Annotated in this window: 15 protein-coding genes; 2 read left to right on the forward strand and 13 right to left on the reverse strand. The window is 46.2% G+C overall.

The genetic code is table 11. The features are described from left to right. Positions 1-5: 5 nt before the first annotated feature. From HNP76_RS08995 to secG, 11 genes are all read right to left on the reverse strand, one after another. The gene (locus HNP76_RS08995; RefSeq protein WP_184659661.1) at positions 6-626 is read right to left on the reverse strand and encodes a V-type ATP synthase subunit D; all 621 of its coding nucleotides are present in this window, start codon (positions 624-626) and stop codon (positions 6-8) included. Continuing rightward, on the reverse strand, positions 627-2,009 hold the full coding sequence (locus HNP76_RS09000; protein ID WP_184659663.1) for a V-type ATP synthase subunit B: 1,383 nt from the start codon (positions 2,007-2,009) through the stop codon (positions 627-629). Between the two features lie 90 nt (positions 2,010-2,099). Continuing rightward, complete coding sequence (locus tag HNP76_RS09005) at positions 2,100-3,875, reverse strand: V-type ATP synthase subunit A (RefSeq protein ID WP_184659665.1); 1,776 nt, start codon at positions 3,873-3,875, stop codon at positions 2,100-2,102. Then, positions 3,872-4,507 (reverse strand): V-type ATP synthase subunit E family protein, encoded by a 636-nt coding sequence (locus HNP76_RS09010; protein ID WP_184659667.1) that lies wholly within the window; start codon positions 4,505-4,507, stop codon positions 3,872-3,874. The genes HNP76_RS09005 and HNP76_RS09010 overlap by 4 nt, the downstream gene beginning before the upstream one ends. A gap of 9 nt (positions 4,508-4,516) precedes the next feature. Then, positions 4,517-4,849 carry a V-type ATP synthase subunit F gene (locus HNP76_RS09015; protein ID WP_184659669.1) on the reverse strand — a complete coding sequence of 111 codons (333 nt, stop codon included), beginning with the start codon at positions 4,847-4,849 and terminating at the stop codon, positions 4,517-4,519. 4 nt (positions 4,850-4,853) lie between these two features. Continuing rightward, positions 4,854-5,207, reverse strand: a complete 354-nt coding sequence (locus HNP76_RS09020) for an ATP synthase subunit C (RefSeq protein WP_184659671.1) — start codon at positions 5,205-5,207, stop codon at positions 4,854-4,856. Between the two features lie 120 nt (positions 5,208-5,327). Then, positions 5,328-7,319 (reverse strand): V-type ATP synthase subunit I, encoded by a 1,992-nt coding sequence (locus HNP76_RS09025; RefSeq protein ID WP_184659673.1) that lies wholly within the window; start codon positions 7,317-7,319, stop codon positions 5,328-5,330. A 9-nt stretch (positions 7,320-7,328) separates the two neighbouring features. After that, on the reverse strand, positions 7,329-8,204 hold the full coding sequence (locus HNP76_RS09030) for a V0D/AC39 family V-type ATPase subunit (RefSeq protein ID WP_184659675.1): 876 nt from the start codon (positions 8,202-8,204) through the stop codon (positions 7,329-7,331). 11 nt (positions 8,205-8,215) lie between these two features. After that, the gene (locus tag HNP76_RS09035) at positions 8,216-8,524 is read right to left on the reverse strand and encodes a hypothetical protein (RefSeq protein ID WP_184659677.1); all 309 of its coding nucleotides are present in this window, start codon (positions 8,522-8,524) and stop codon (positions 8,216-8,218) included. Between the two features lie 26 nt (positions 8,525-8,550). Continuing rightward, positions 8,551-9,018: a PTS sugar transporter subunit IIA gene (locus HNP76_RS09040; RefSeq protein ID WP_184659680.1), complete on the reverse strand. Its 468-nt coding sequence runs from the start codon at positions 9,016-9,018 to the stop codon at positions 8,551-8,553. A gap of 27 nt (positions 9,019-9,045) precedes the next feature. Next, on the reverse strand, positions 9,046-9,462 hold the full coding sequence (gene secG / locus HNP76_RS09045) for a preprotein translocase subunit SecG (protein ID WP_184659682.1): 417 nt from the start codon (positions 9,460-9,462) through the stop codon (positions 9,046-9,048). A 226-nt stretch (positions 9,463-9,688) separates the two neighbouring features. Between secG and tpiA the strand changes: the two genes are divergently transcribed. Beyond that, the gene (gene tpiA, locus HNP76_RS09050; RefSeq protein ID WP_184659684.1) at positions 9,689-10,447 is read left to right on the forward strand and encodes a triose-phosphate isomerase; all 759 of its coding nucleotides are present in this window, start codon (positions 9,689-9,691) and stop codon (positions 10,445-10,447) included. 118 nt (positions 10,448-10,565) lie between these two features. On the opposite strand, the gene HNP76_RS09055 is transcribed toward tpiA, so the two are convergent. Continuing rightward, positions 10,566-11,837, reverse strand: a complete 1,272-nt coding sequence (locus HNP76_RS09055) for a phosphoglycerate kinase (protein WP_184659686.1) — start codon at positions 11,835-11,837, stop codon at positions 10,566-10,568. 108 nt (positions 11,838-11,945) lie between these two features. Here HNP76_RS09055 and HNP76_RS09060 point away from each other — a divergent pair, with 108 nt between their 5' ends. Continuing rightward, complete coding sequence (locus HNP76_RS09060) at positions 11,946-12,896, forward strand: radical SAM protein (protein ID WP_184659688.1); 951 nt, start codon at positions 11,946-11,948, stop codon at positions 12,894-12,896. Here HNP76_RS09060 and HNP76_RS09065 read toward each other — a convergent pair. Beyond that, positions 12,889-13,902, reverse strand: coding sequence for a hypothetical protein (locus tag HNP76_RS09065; protein ID WP_184659690.1), 1,014 nt, complete (start codon positions 13,900-13,902; stop codon positions 12,889-12,891). The genes HNP76_RS09060 and HNP76_RS09065 overlap by 8 nt on opposite strands. Positions 13,903-13,951 lie beyond the last annotated feature (49 nt).

A 13,951-nucleotide genomic window follows, 5' to 3' on the forward strand; every position in this document is an offset into this window, starting at 1 on the left:
CGCTTTTACTTTCCCTTACGATTTTTCAAACTCTTTAGGACGAATGTGTTTTCCCTTTCCCGCTCTTCAAGAACACTTTCGATGTAAGTCTTGGTCTCGCGGTCCTGGGGAATAATCATCTTGTCGAGCGCATTTACACGCCTCTGAGTTTTTTTGACTTCGTTTGCAAGCCGCCATGCAATCGTTCGGATTGAAGCCATCTCAGTCAAAAGAGAAAGAAGCTTGAAGAACTCAGTCATTACTTTATCGGAATCAGCGTAAGTTCCCATAAAAGAATAAAATAACTGCTGCTTGGGCAAAGCCACCTCAACCGAATTAAAGCTCATTCCGCCCGCAACGACGCTCTTTTCCTTGATGTCGTACTCGTAGTGAACGGCCTTTGCAATTCGCTCGGTCTGGTCGCCGCCAACGGTCATCAGCATGTTTTTGAGGGCCGGATAAGCCTGAGAAATAGCCTTGTCCAGCTCCCGCTCCAGCAGTTTGACTTTCTCGACCATGCGCATTAGTTCCATGACAAGAATCTCACGCTTCTGCTCAAGCAAGTCATATCCGTCAACTGCAACAGCAAGCTGTTCCTTTATAGCGAGAAGATTAGATTTAGTCGGTGCAATGTTAAGCTTTGCCATCTACTCCTCGTCTTTCGGGTAATATTTCTCGATAAGTTCAGGTTTGATTCGGTAAAGCTCGTTCTTCGGCAGGATTTTCAAAAGCTTCCAGCCCAGGTCCAGAGTTTCTTCAATGCTTCGGTTTTCGTATTCGCCCTGTGTGAAGAATTTTGTTTCCAGAGCCTCACCAAATTTGAGGTACATGCGGTCAACTTCGCCCAATTCTTCCTCACCGATGATTGCGGCAAGGTTTCGGATTGACTTTACCTTTGAGTAAGCCGCAAAAAGCTGGCTTGCTACGGCAGAATGGTCATCGCGGGTCATGCCCTCACCGATACCGTCCTTCATGAGTCGAGAAAGTGAAGGCAAGCCTGAAACCGGCGGATAAACGCCCTTCTGGCTCAACTCACGGTCAAGAACGATCTGTCCCTCAGTGATGTAGCCTGTAAGGTCAGGAATCGGGTGTGAAATATCATCGTTAGGCATTGTAAGGATTGGAATCTGAGTGATTGAACCCGTACTGCCCTTGATTTTACCTGCGCGCTCGTAAAGTTCTGCCAAATCCGAATACAAGTAGCCCGGATAGCCTTTTCGGCCAGGAACTTCGCCTCGGGTTGTGGAAATTTCTCGCAAAGCCTCACAGTAGTTGGTCATATCGGTCATAACGACCAGAACGTGCATGTTTTTTTCATAAGCAAGATACTCAGCGGCAGTCAAAGCACAGCGCGGAGTGATGATTCGTTCGATTGAAGGAGCGTCAGCAAGTGACTGGAACATAACGACCTTTGAAAGAACGCCAGATTCCTCGAAAGAATGGATGAAGAACTGAGCCTGGTCGTACTTGATGCCCATGCCCGCAAAAACCATTACGAACTGCTCATCGCTGCTGCGGATTTTTGCCTGACGGATAATCTGAGCGGCAAGGCGGTTGTGAGGAAGACCGTTTCCAGAGAAAATCGGGAGCTTCTGGCCGCGGATCAAAGTGTTCATGCCGTCAATTGAAGAAATTCCAGTCTGAATGAAGTCACGAGGATAAACTCGCGCAAAAGGATTGATCGGCATGCCGTTTACGTCAACTTTCTTGCTTGAGACAATCGGCGGAAGACCATCAATCGGCTCACCAAGACCGTTGAAAATTCGTCCGAGCAGACCATCGCCGACACGAAGCTCCATCGGCTCCTCAAGGAACTCAACAGTGGTTTCGTGCAAGTCAAGGCCGGTAGTAGAGCCGAAAACCTGAACAATCGCAATATCTTCGTTCAAGTCAATGACACGGCCAGTCTTTTTTTCGCCGTTTCGGTCACGGACAGAGACAATTTCATTGTAAAAAATGTTCTCGCTGCGTTTTACGACAATAATAGGTCCATCAACGCTAGAGACTCCTTTGTATTCGATACCTTTCATTTGCTATCTCCAAAAGGGGAGAAGCCTCTCCCCTACGCCACACTTCGTTGTGTCGTACCCCACTCTACGGGGATACCCCGTAACGCCCCTTTACCGGCGGTTAACTACATACTGTCGTTCCAGATTACCCATCTGCTCTTCGAGACGGCCTTCTACTTCCTTCATCTGCTCCAGCTTGTCGTTTGGAACCGATGACTTTAAGCGGACGATTTCGTCTTTTATTGAAAGCGATGTTACTGTCGGAAGCGGAGCGCCAGCCTTGATTACGGCAAGGGCCCGCTTGTAGTAAGTCATCATCAGCATGAGGATTGCAATCTGCTTTTCCGGAACTGAGTAAACGTCAACTGCATCGAAAGCGCTCTGCTGCAGGAAGCCGTTTTTAATCATGTCGGCTACAGTAAGAACGATTCGCTTTTCATCCGGGAGGGCGTCAGGCCCGATCAGGCGGACAATCTGCTGCAACCTCTGCTCTTCTTTGAGAAGCTCCAGGGCTGAAAGACGGACTTCTGCCCAGGCCGGGTCGAGTTTATCCCACCATTCACGGATTTCTTCGGCATATTCAGAATAGCTTTCAATCCAGCCGATTGCAGGATAGTGTCGTGCGTTTGCAAGCTCGCGGTCAAGGGCCCAGAAACAGCGGATGAATCGCTTTGTATGCTGGGTAACAGGCTCAGAAAAGTCACCTCCCGGTGGTGAAACAGCACCGATAACGGAAACAGAACCTTCTTCGCCGCAAAGTGCATTTACGCGGCCGGCGCGCTCGTAGAACTCTGCCAATCGTGTAGGCAGATAAGCCGGGAAGCCTTCTTCGGCAGGCATTTCTTCCATTCGGCCTGAAAGCTCACGCAAAGCCTCTGCCCAGCGGGATGTTGAGTCAGCCATGATTGCAACGTGCATTCCCATGTCGCGGTAATATTCTGCAAGAGTAATTCCCGAATAAAGGGAAACTTCACGAGCCGCAACAGGCATGTTTGAAGTATTTGCAATGAGAATGGTTCGCTCCATGAGGGAACGGCCTGTTCTCGGGTCAATCAAAGTCGGGAATTCAGTGAGAACGTCTGTCATTTCGTTGCCGCGCTCACCGCATCCAATGTATACGATTAAGTCAGCATCACACCATTTTGCAATAGCGTGCTGAGTCATTGTCTTACCTGTACCGAAACCGCCAGGAATTGCAGCCGTGCCGCCCTTTGAAAGCGGGAAGAATACGTCGATTACACGCTGACCGGTAACAAGCGGCTGGCTTACTTCAAGTTTCTGAGCGTATGGGCGTGGATTTCGGAGCGGCCAGTAGTGAGACAGCTTGATTTCCTCGTCCAAATCAGTAGTTCCGATTACTTCATCAACAGTGTAGTCGCCCTCGCCCTTGAAAGATTTGAGGGTCTTGCCCTTTACAGTTGGCGGAACCATGATTTTATGGCGGATAGACTCGGTTTCCTGAACATAGCCCAGGACCATTCCAGCCGAAATTGCCATTCCTTCAGAAACGCCCTCGGCTACAGTCATCTTCCATTTCTTTTCGACATCGATCGGTTCAGTTCGCTCACCAGGAACAAGGAAAGCTCCTGATTTTTCGAACATATTTTTAAGAGGACGCTGGATTCCGTCGTAAATTGTTCCGACAAGGCCAGGTCCCAGGCGCAGAGAAAGAGGCCGGCCGTTACAAACGACTTCCTCGCCAATCTTCATGCCTGTGTCGTCTTCGTAAACCTGAATTGTGGCTTTTCCTTCATTCTGGCGGATAATTTCGCCAATGATTTTCTTTTCACCGACATCGACTACATCATAAAGACCGCAGCCTTCCAATCCTTCGGCATAAACAATCGGGCCGGAGATTCTTGTGATTTTACCTTTAATTACGCTCATTCAGGCAACCTCCCGCCGAACAATTTTTCTGCCAGCTCCATGCTGTATTTGTCTTTGATTTCGCGGACAAGCTGGTCGATTGTAGCACGGACTTTTACGAATCCGTCATCAGAAGAAAGGATGATTCCTTCGTGGAAAGCATTTCCAAGGGCTTCTTCCTCGCCAGACCGCTCAAAAGAAACTTCCTCGACTTTTCCGAGATTTTTAACGGATTTTTCGAGAAGTTTTTTTGCATCGGAAACTTTAAATCCGAATACAAGGGCATTTACCTTCTTTAAAAGCAAGCTTTCAGGCAAATGCTCCAATTTATGTTCTATAAGGGCAAGTCTTTTTGACTCCCCGAGATTTTCGAGATATTCATTAAATGCCTTTGAAACGGCATCACTGTAAAACGAAACAAGGAAACGGCCTTTTTCAAGAGGCAAAGCCTCATTCACGCTTCTTTCGGCCTGTGCATATTTTGCAGAGTAGTAAGATTCCTTCTGGGCTTTTGCCTCATTTACACGGCGTTCAACATCAGAAAGAATTGCTTTTGCTTCTTCTTCTGCCCGTGCGAAAATCTTCTCAGCCTTTTTGCGCGCATCAGCTTCAATTTCTTTATCAAGTATTTCAGTAGAGCGTAACTCTTCCATTATTTTTCCCTAAACCGAGATGCCTACCGCTTCACGAATCGCGTCTGTGAGGGATTTTTTGCCCTCCATGTGGCCGTGAATGCCAGGAATCTCAACAATCAGCGGATACTGACTGCCCTTCTGCCATGCGAGGACTTCATCTTCAATCATGGCAGACACGTCTTCAGTCAGAATCAAAATTTTCGGTCGCTCACCGACAGGGACACTTTCTGTGCCGCCAAGCCCGGTGACACGACGGAAAGCGTCCAATGCCTCAGTGCGGTTGAGCGCAACTGTACCGTCAACACCAACCAATTTGAAGCCGAGAATAATTTCTCTTTCTGCGATGACAAAATATTCCATATATTTACAGAATGATGATAAGCAAAGCTACAAGGAATCCCCAGAGACAGATACCTTCAGCAAGACCTACGAACGGAAGAGCCTTACCAGAAAGCTCAGCGTTTTCGCTCATTGCGCCCATTGCGGCAGCACCAATTTTGCCTACAGCCATACCACCTGCGAGACATGCAATACCAACAGCGAGACCAGCAGCGATGTACTTGATTGTAGAAGAATCTTTTGCTGGCTGTGCAGCAGCTTCAGTCTGTGCAACCTGAGTTGTCTGAGCAGGCTGTTTGTCAGAAGCTTCCTGAGCGACAGTTCCAAAAAGAGCGAATCCTGTAAGAAGAGCCGCAACCATAAGAATTTTTTTGTTCATAATAAAACCTCACTATATATTTTCAAAAATTTCAATTTTTGAAAAGTTTCCATTAAATTCGCGCTCAGCGAAGGCTGGGCGTCAGCAGCATTTGAAAACTAACAGAGTTTGCAAATGCTGCTAATAATCAAACGAGAAAGGCTTAAACTCCCTGCCCGTTTCATTGAAGAATTTAGAGAAGAATTCATAGTACTGCAATCGGATAACCTGAATTGCAACAATCATTCCCTCAAGAACTACAACAATCGCATTTCCGACCAGCATGACGCCAAGATAAGCAGGCCCTGCCATTTCAGAAAGCGTAAGGATGATAAATCCCAAAACCGCATGAGCCAGACCAAAGGCACCGACTCGGATGAAGCTGATTGAATTTGACATGTAGCTGATCAGAGTTTCCAAAAGCTCTACGACACCTTCAATTACAGCTGCAAAAAGACCGTTTTCAAGGACAGGTTTTTCGTGCTCCATAATCCGGTGGATAGGCTCGGAGAACATGGTAACAAAAAGAGTGACTCCGATTACGATTCCGTCGGTCAAATCAACAGAATGTCCTGAAAGAACGATGCGGATTACCATGACGACGACATACCAGAAGAATACGGCGCCTGAAAGTCCGTTTTTGCCGAAGAGGGCTTTTGGAACTTTGTGCAGGATAATGTTGTTGATGATGTTAAGCACAAGACCTACAGAATTGATGATGAAGCCGACTCCGACTGTTGCGCCGAAGAACATGAACATTGTTTTAATTGAATGTGCGCTTCCGTCCGGCATGAGGTGGAGGATAGGAGCATGAGGCTCGCCAAAAAGACCTGTGATTGCAAGTGAAAGAGGACGCAAAACTTCCTCGTTGCCAAAGAATTCGCCGGTAAGCAGACCCATAATCATGCTGGAGGTACCGATTGCCATGAAGATTGGCGCGAATTTGTTCCAGCCGCCAACCTTGATGACCTTAAAGCCCATGAGCAGGCCCATCAAGAGGAAGATAAAGCCCTGGCCTGCATCGCCGAACATGATTCCGAAAAGAATCGTAAAGAAAAGTGCGACAAAAGGAGTAGGATCGATTGCTCCGTAAACAGGTGAGCCGTAGCTGAAAATCATGCGCTCAAAGGCACCGACCAGCTTGCCGTGCTTGAGGCGGACAGGAACCTGCTCCGTGCCGTTAATGACAGAAGGAACTTCAAAAGGATTGTAAACGCGGATTGCGATTCGTCCTTCAGTGAGCTTGTCCATTTCCTTCATCATTGAATGGCATGAATCGGAAGGAATCCAGCCGGTGATTCGGTAAACAAGGCTGGTTGACTCCAGGTTATTCTGAACGTCAACAATCTGAGCCGCAATTGCAAATGAAGCCAGCAAAGTCCTGAGGGACTCAGCGTGAGTCTGAGCCAGGTTGCGCTTTTCTTCTTCGATATATTCAACTGCCTTTTGTGAGTCTGCAAGCTTTGACTCAAGACCTGCAAGAACTTCATCCGGCACGCCTTTAAAGTCTGAAGGAATCTCAAAAGGAACAAAGCCGAATTTTTTGAGCTCGGTGTCGAGTGAGAAGCGGGCCTTTTTTGAACTTGCGGCCATGATTTTTGATTTGTCATCACCAAGCGGAACGATAATTGCCCGGTTACCTACGGCCGCATCAATTTCGTCGAATTTTTCCGGGTCAATTTTGCCGATTTTGAGGGAGAGAAAAGAAAGATGGTCAAGTTCTGAGAAAGGAACCTTGAGGTTTTTGAAAGACTCAGCCTCTTCCTTTGACTCTTTTACGCGCTTAAGCTCATCGCTGGCTACGACCTGGCGTTTTTTAAGTTCCTCGACGTTTGAAAGGAACTTTTCTGCGAGTGTAATCTCATTTTCACCAGCCTGCTTTGATGAAGCGATTAAAGCAGCATCAATATCTTCTACATTCAAGAAAGAGCGCGCATCCTGCAAGCGGACAAATAAATCTCTTTCTGGATTTTTTGCCTCACCTGAGCGTGAAGCATCCGAAACTTTTGATGAGTCACTTTTATGATTCTGGAACTGAAAATTACCCTTTTTTCCAAGAAATTCAAGGACCGGACGAATGTCATTTTTCATGATCATAAGTTCGACAAGGTTCATTGGTGTCGTTCTAGCCATTTTGCTCCCCTATACTCCCGCAGAAAATTGAGCGTTAAGCCCAGCTACTTCCATTACCTTTTCGCTCTCAACTCCGAGACGCAAGCCTTCTGCCACAGTGCGGATACAATCAAGTTCGTACTGTTTGATTCTGAACCATGCGACAAAACTCGTGACGCTCATGGGGTCTTTATGGAAGAAATGTGTATAATTCTTTGCGAGATAATGTTTGAGGGAACGTTCAATCCAGCAAGGATCAAGTTCCCAGACAAGGCCTTCTTCGTGAGGATTTAAAAATCTGGCGTACTTCCAGCCCTTCCAGTCGTCATAAGAAGAAACGTCCTTATTAAGGATTGCAAGTGCATCCCTGGCAAGCTCGTCATCTTTATTCCTGCCCTCTTTGGCAAAAACGAGCTGCTCCATAATTTCTTCTGCAGTAAAATGATAATAGACTTTGAGGCGGAGAACCCAGAGAATATTTTTGAAAGAAATTTCCATTTTGTAAAGCTGCTCAAGATTGGCCCTGTCGCTGCCCCTCAATGAAGAAACGGCCTTCCAGAGCGCCAGAATGCGGGCTTTATCAGATTCTGAATCAGAAATTTCTGAATTTTCATATTCGTAAAAAGAAAGAATTTCGGAAAGGATTGGAGACGGCTTGTCAAATTCGGCAAGCAGGCTTTTGTAAAGGCTGATGAAATTTTCGGCTGCCTTTACTTCGATTTCCTTGGCAAGCATAACTTCGGGAACACTTGGGATTTCACTGTCAAAAAGAAGGGTGTAAAGTTCACGCAGAGATTGGACGGCAAAAAGCTTGTTTGCATTCGCACCGACGAATGATTTTGAGAGAAGACCGCTTGCCCTGGCGTAAACATAACTTGAAGCCGCTGACTTGTCCAAATTGCCCATAACGCATTCCTTTAAGCCAGCAGAACTGAATCAAGATACGAGTTGAAAGCAGCTTTATCCTGAGGAGAAGCCGTAATTTTTGATTTGTATTCGGAGATTTTCTGCTCTTTGCCAGACTGAAGGGTGGCAATTTTGCTGTTGAAAGAGCTTTCCTGTGAAGTGACTATTTGCTCGTACTGAGCCTTGAATTCGGAATCTGCCTGAGCCTTTGCCTGAGCGATTTTTTTATCGGCATCTTCCTGAGCTTTTAACGTCATGGCCGAAGCCTTTTGCTCCATTTCCAAAAGATGTGCAATTGTGTTTACTTCTTTTTCTGCCATGATTCACCTCGAAAAAGTACGATGTATTATTCTATCAAAGATTCTTCGGATGTGCAAATAAAATTGTAAATTTCTGAAGTTGATTTTAAGGAAAGTAGATTTTTGACAAAATCAGGAATCTGCAAAACGGATGCCAGCTGTTTTAGAATCTGAATATGATGATTTGGATCGTTATCGGGGCCGATAATCATGAAAACGACATGAACAGGAGCCTTGTCCAAAGAATCATAATCTATTCCATCATGAGAAATGCCGATTGCACCAATTGAATCTTTAATAGAAGGAATTAGAGCGTGAGGAATGCCGACCGAATGCATGATTCCGGTGGTCATTTTCGACTCACGCTCATTAAGGACATTAAGGGCTTCGTTTTTATCAAAGCCCGGATAATTAGAATGAATGGTTTCAACAAGTTCCTCAAAAAGCTCGTCTTTTTCCGTGCTGGAAAAATCCATTACAATAGTATTTTTTGGAAAAACCTGTCCTAAAACCACATCATTCTCCAAGATTTAAATTTTGAATTACTGTGCAGCTGACTCAGTAGCAGGAGCAATTTCTGCACTTTCAGCAGGAGCTGCTTCTTTCTCTGATTCATTCCACCATTTTCCGTCTGATTCTTTTGGAAGAGTAGACTCAGCGGCAGCTTCAACTTTACCAGCGGCCTCTGCAGCAGAAAGCAGGTCAGCATCTGTAGAATCAGATTTTGTAGGAAGCATTTTTGCGATTGCAAAAGTGACGACAAAGAAAAGGACGACGAAAACAACAGTTGCCTTTGTGAGAACCGAAGCCGAATGAGAACCGAAAGCAGCAGAGTTTCCACCACCAAGCAATCCACCCATTCCGCTGTTGTCCTGATCCTGAACGAGGACAAGAAGAACAAGAAGAACACAAATAATTACGAATGCAACTAAGAGCACGCCTTTAATGATAGAATCCATTTTTTTCTCCAACGAATGAATACAATTTGAAATAAGTAGAGATAATTTTATAGAAAAGAAGGATTGTAGTCAAGCGAGGAGCAGGCGTTGCGGGCGGCGACTGAGCCCGCAGAGAGGGGTGCGATGCAACAAAGTGCAGCGCAGGGGAGAGACCTCTCCCCTATTTTGACATAGATTCAAAAAAATCGTAGAATAGAACATCGCAAACAATTTTAAGGAGATTCCTATGGCACGAACAAAGTATGTAGCCGGTAACTGGAAAATGAACATGGACAAGGCTGGGGCAGTCGCTCTTGCTCAGGGTTTGGTTGAGAGCCTCAAAGGCCTCAATGCTAAATACATGATTGCACCACCTTTCGTATATCTTGATGCTGTATCACAGGTTGTAAAAGGCTCAAACATCATCTTGGGCGCACAGAACATGACTGTAACAGACAACGGTGCTCACACAGGAGCAATCTCTTGGGCAATGCTCAAAGACCTCGGCGTTGAGACTGTTATCCTTGGTCACTCAGAGCGCCGCGACGAGTTCAACGAGAGCGACAAGCTCATCAACGAAAAAGTTCACAAGGCTTTGGACAACGGTCTCGACGTAGTTCTCTGTATCGGTGAGCTTTACTCACAGCGCGTAGCTGGCGTTACAAACCAGATTTGTGAAAACCAGGTTAAAGAGGGATTCGCTGGCGTTAAAGAAGATCAGCTCTCTCACATTTCTATCGCTTACGAGCCGGTTTGGGCTATCGGAACTGGTAAAACAGCTACTCCAGCAGAAGCTCAGGAAGTACACGCTTTCGTACGCAACGTAATCAAAGGCCTCTACAGCCAGAAAGCAGCTGACGAAATCAAGATTCTCTACGGCGGTTCAATGAACGACGGCAACGCAGAAGAATTGCTCGCTCAGCCGGACATCGACGGTGGCTTGATCGGCGGCGCTTCACTCAAAGTTGACAAGTTCACAACAATCTGTAAATTTGCAAGCAAATAATAAGCGTTAAGCACAAAAAAAATCCTGCTCGAATGAGCAGGATTTTTTTTGTGCCTCAGGCTTTGTCTACTTCGTAGCAAGAATGCGTCGCACGCTTACGCGTGCTTAGCAATTTTGTCTACTTCGTAGCCAAAATTGCAATACCTGGGAGTGTTTTTCCTTCGAGGAATTCGAGGGAAGCACCGCCACCTGTTGAAACGTGGCTCATTTTGTCTGCGAGGTGGAATTTGTTAACGGCTGCAACTGAATCACCGCCACCAACAACTGTCATAGCACCACGGCCTGTAGCGTCTGCAACGAGCTGAGCTACTGTAGCTGTACCCTTTGCGAATGCGTCGAACTCGAATACGCCGACCGGTCCGTTCCATACAACTGATTTAGCTGTAGAAAGAACTTCTGTATAGAGGGCGATTGTTTTTGGACCAACGTCCATTGCCATGAGATTGTCAGGAATATCTACGCCGTCAACTGCAACTGGAGTTGCGTTAGCGTCGAATTTGTCTGCTGCAACATGGTCAACTGGGAGAACGATTTTAACGCCTTTTGCAGCTGCATCTGCGAGCAATTTTTTAGCTGTGTCGATGAAGTCATCCTCAACCAATGAGATACCAACTTTGTGGCCCTGTGCTTTGAGGAATGTGTAAGCCATACCGCCGCCGATAACGAGGGCAGAAGCGTTTTTCAAGAGGCTCTCCAAAACAGCGATTTTTGAAGAAACTTTTGCACCACCGATGATTGCTACCTGTGGTTTTGGTGGGTTTTCTACCATTGGCTGGATGTATTTAACTTCTTTTTCCATGAGGAAGCCGCCAACTGATGGAACCGGCATGAATTTAGAGATAGAAGCTGTAGAAGCCTGATCGCGGTGAGCTGTACCGAAAGCATCGTTTACGAAGATGTCGCCGTAAGAAGCGAGCTCTTTTGCCATAACGTCGCGCTCAGCTGCGTCTTTTGAAGTCTCTTCTTTATGGAAGCGAACGTTCTCGAGCATTGCAACTGCCCCCTCTGGGAGAGCGTCGATTGCTGATTTCTGACCGAGTGCATCAGGAAGGAATGTAACCTCTTTGCCGAGTTTTTTTGCAAAATACTCAACAACCGGCTTCATGCGGTTTTTGCCGTTGATGAATTTCTCTGCGTCTTCAGAAGTCCATGTTTTTCCAGCCTTTTCAGCCTTCTCCTGAGCCTTTTTAACATCCTTTTTAGGATCGCCGAGGTGGCTCATCAAAACGAGAGAACGTGGTTTCTGCTCGAGGATATACTGGATTGTAGGGAGAGCTGCCATGATACGAGTATCATCCTGAACAACGCCTTCCTTCATAGGAACGTTGAAATCTACGCGCATGATGATGCGTTTGCCTTTAAGATCAACATCTTTAACAGTTTTAATCATTTGTAAAACTCCTTTAAGAAAGTTATTGTGCAATTTTACATCGTTTTTTATACAAATTCAATCACACGGAGAGTGTAATCTGTACTTAAATTTCTTTATAATTGAGCTATGTTCAATCCAGAAGAAATTATTTTTGCGGTGACGACGGCATGCAACCTGCACTGCCCCCACTGTTTTGTAAACCGAAATCCTTTTAACCTCAAGGCCGAAGATGCGGTGAATTTTCTCAAAAGCGTCAATGATTCGCCGGATTCTTCTATAGAAAAGGTGGGATTTTCGGGCGGAGAGCCTTTTTTGAGGCCGGATTTTTTGTGCCAGGTGATAAAAGCTGCTATCGACATGGATTTTATGTTCGACAGAATCATGACCAACGGCGACTGGTGGAAAAACGAAGAAGATTTGCGCACTACATTGCAGAAAGTCTACGATGCAGGCTACGACGGAAAAATCGGTCTGAGCTACGACACTTTCCACGCCCAGAGCGAAGAGCGGATTGCAAGCTTCATTCAGACCGTTTGGGATATTTTTGGAAGCGATGCGGTTGAAATCCAAAGCGTAAAAAGTGAGGGAGAAAGCGGTTCAGGTACAACTCAAATGCTCAAATCTCTTGCAAAAAAATTGAATCTTTCTTACGAGGAAGAGATTTCAAAATCCGGGCTGGGAATCGCGACTCTTTCTGACGGAGAGCATTTTTTGCCGGCCTATATTCAGACAGAAAGCTATCAGGCTGGTGACATTCGGGCCTGGAAGGACAAGAGCTGGTTCAAGGACCAGCACTGTGCTGAAATGGGGCAGATTCTTTTCGTGCACGCGACAGGCGACATAGCTCCCTGCTGCGGCTTTGCGAACGAGAACAAGCCCCTCTTTATCGGAAAAATCACGGACACCTTTGACGACGTGCTCAAAAATGCCGGGCAGAGCAGGATGATAAAAATCTGCTACGAGGAAGGACTTTCATCGCAGATAAAAATCTTAAAGGAACTGGGAAAGCTGCCGGAAGGTAAGACCTGTGACATCTGCACCTTCTGCGACCTTCTTTGCAAGACGGAGATTATTTAATCTTTCCCAGACTTTCGTTAAATTCAATGCCGCTTACTTCCTTTTCGGCACCGAATTCGATTCCGTCCTCAAGGTTCATTATTTCGTTTTCTACGCAGCCCAGGACGGCGTCGAAGTCAGGGGAGTCGAGCCTTACGTCAAGGATGGGGCTGCGCTTTTTGTTTTTGTAGGCTTCAGAATATTTGGCGGCAAGATGCGGCGTGTTTTTGCGCTGGTTGTAGAGGTTCCAGAGGAAGCGGGCTGCAATCAGGCGAGTGACGGAAGTTTCTTTGGTGACGGCGTTTTCTGCATCAAGAGACTTTGAAACCGGATTTAGAAGGCCACTGCCTGCTATTTTTTTGTACAGGTCCTTTTCAGAAAGCTCCTTGCCGGCCGTGTAATTGTAAAGCAGGTCAGGATTTTGATTTGTAAGCAGAATCATCTGTAGGACGGAAAGTTTTTCAAGTGAAAGAAGCCCCTTCCCTCCTTCGGCAGAACGCAGCTGCCAGCTTTTATCACGGAGGCCGCCATAAAAACGGCGGTAAAAGGGCTCAAGAGAAAGGAAAGCCTCGTCAAAAGAAGCCAGGGCCTTGGCGTAATCACAGGAAGAATAGCTGATCAAAGCCTTTTCCAGAACAAGAAGGGACTTGTCCGAAAACTGCTTCGTTTTTTCGTCAAAATTCTTTTCGATTCCAAGGCGGCGGGCAAGAATCAGGGCGCGGGCATCACCCTTAAAGGCTGAGGAAGACGATTCATAATATTTTTTTGCCAGTGATTTTTTGCCCAGGTCAAAGGCAAGACAGCCGGAAAGGGCATAAAGGCGGGCAAGAAAGGCATTTTTCAATGCAGGATTTTCACTAGTCTTTTCCATGTCGGAAAGCAAAAGTTCGGCCTTTCGAAGAAGATTTTTATCCTTAATGGACTCGTCGGCCTCAAAATAAGCCGAATCGATTTCACTGAAACGGCTCTCAAAGGCAGAAATCTCAGCATTTCCAGCAATATTATCAAGTGCAATATCATCCTGCATCGAAGCACAAGAAGCCAAGAGCAGGAAACAAAAGCAAAGAAGGAGCCAA

The sequence above is a fragment of the Treponema ruminis genome, assembly GCF_014201975.1.
Lineage (GTDB): Bacteria > Spirochaetota > Spirochaetia > Treponematales > Treponemataceae > Treponema_D > Treponema_D ruminis.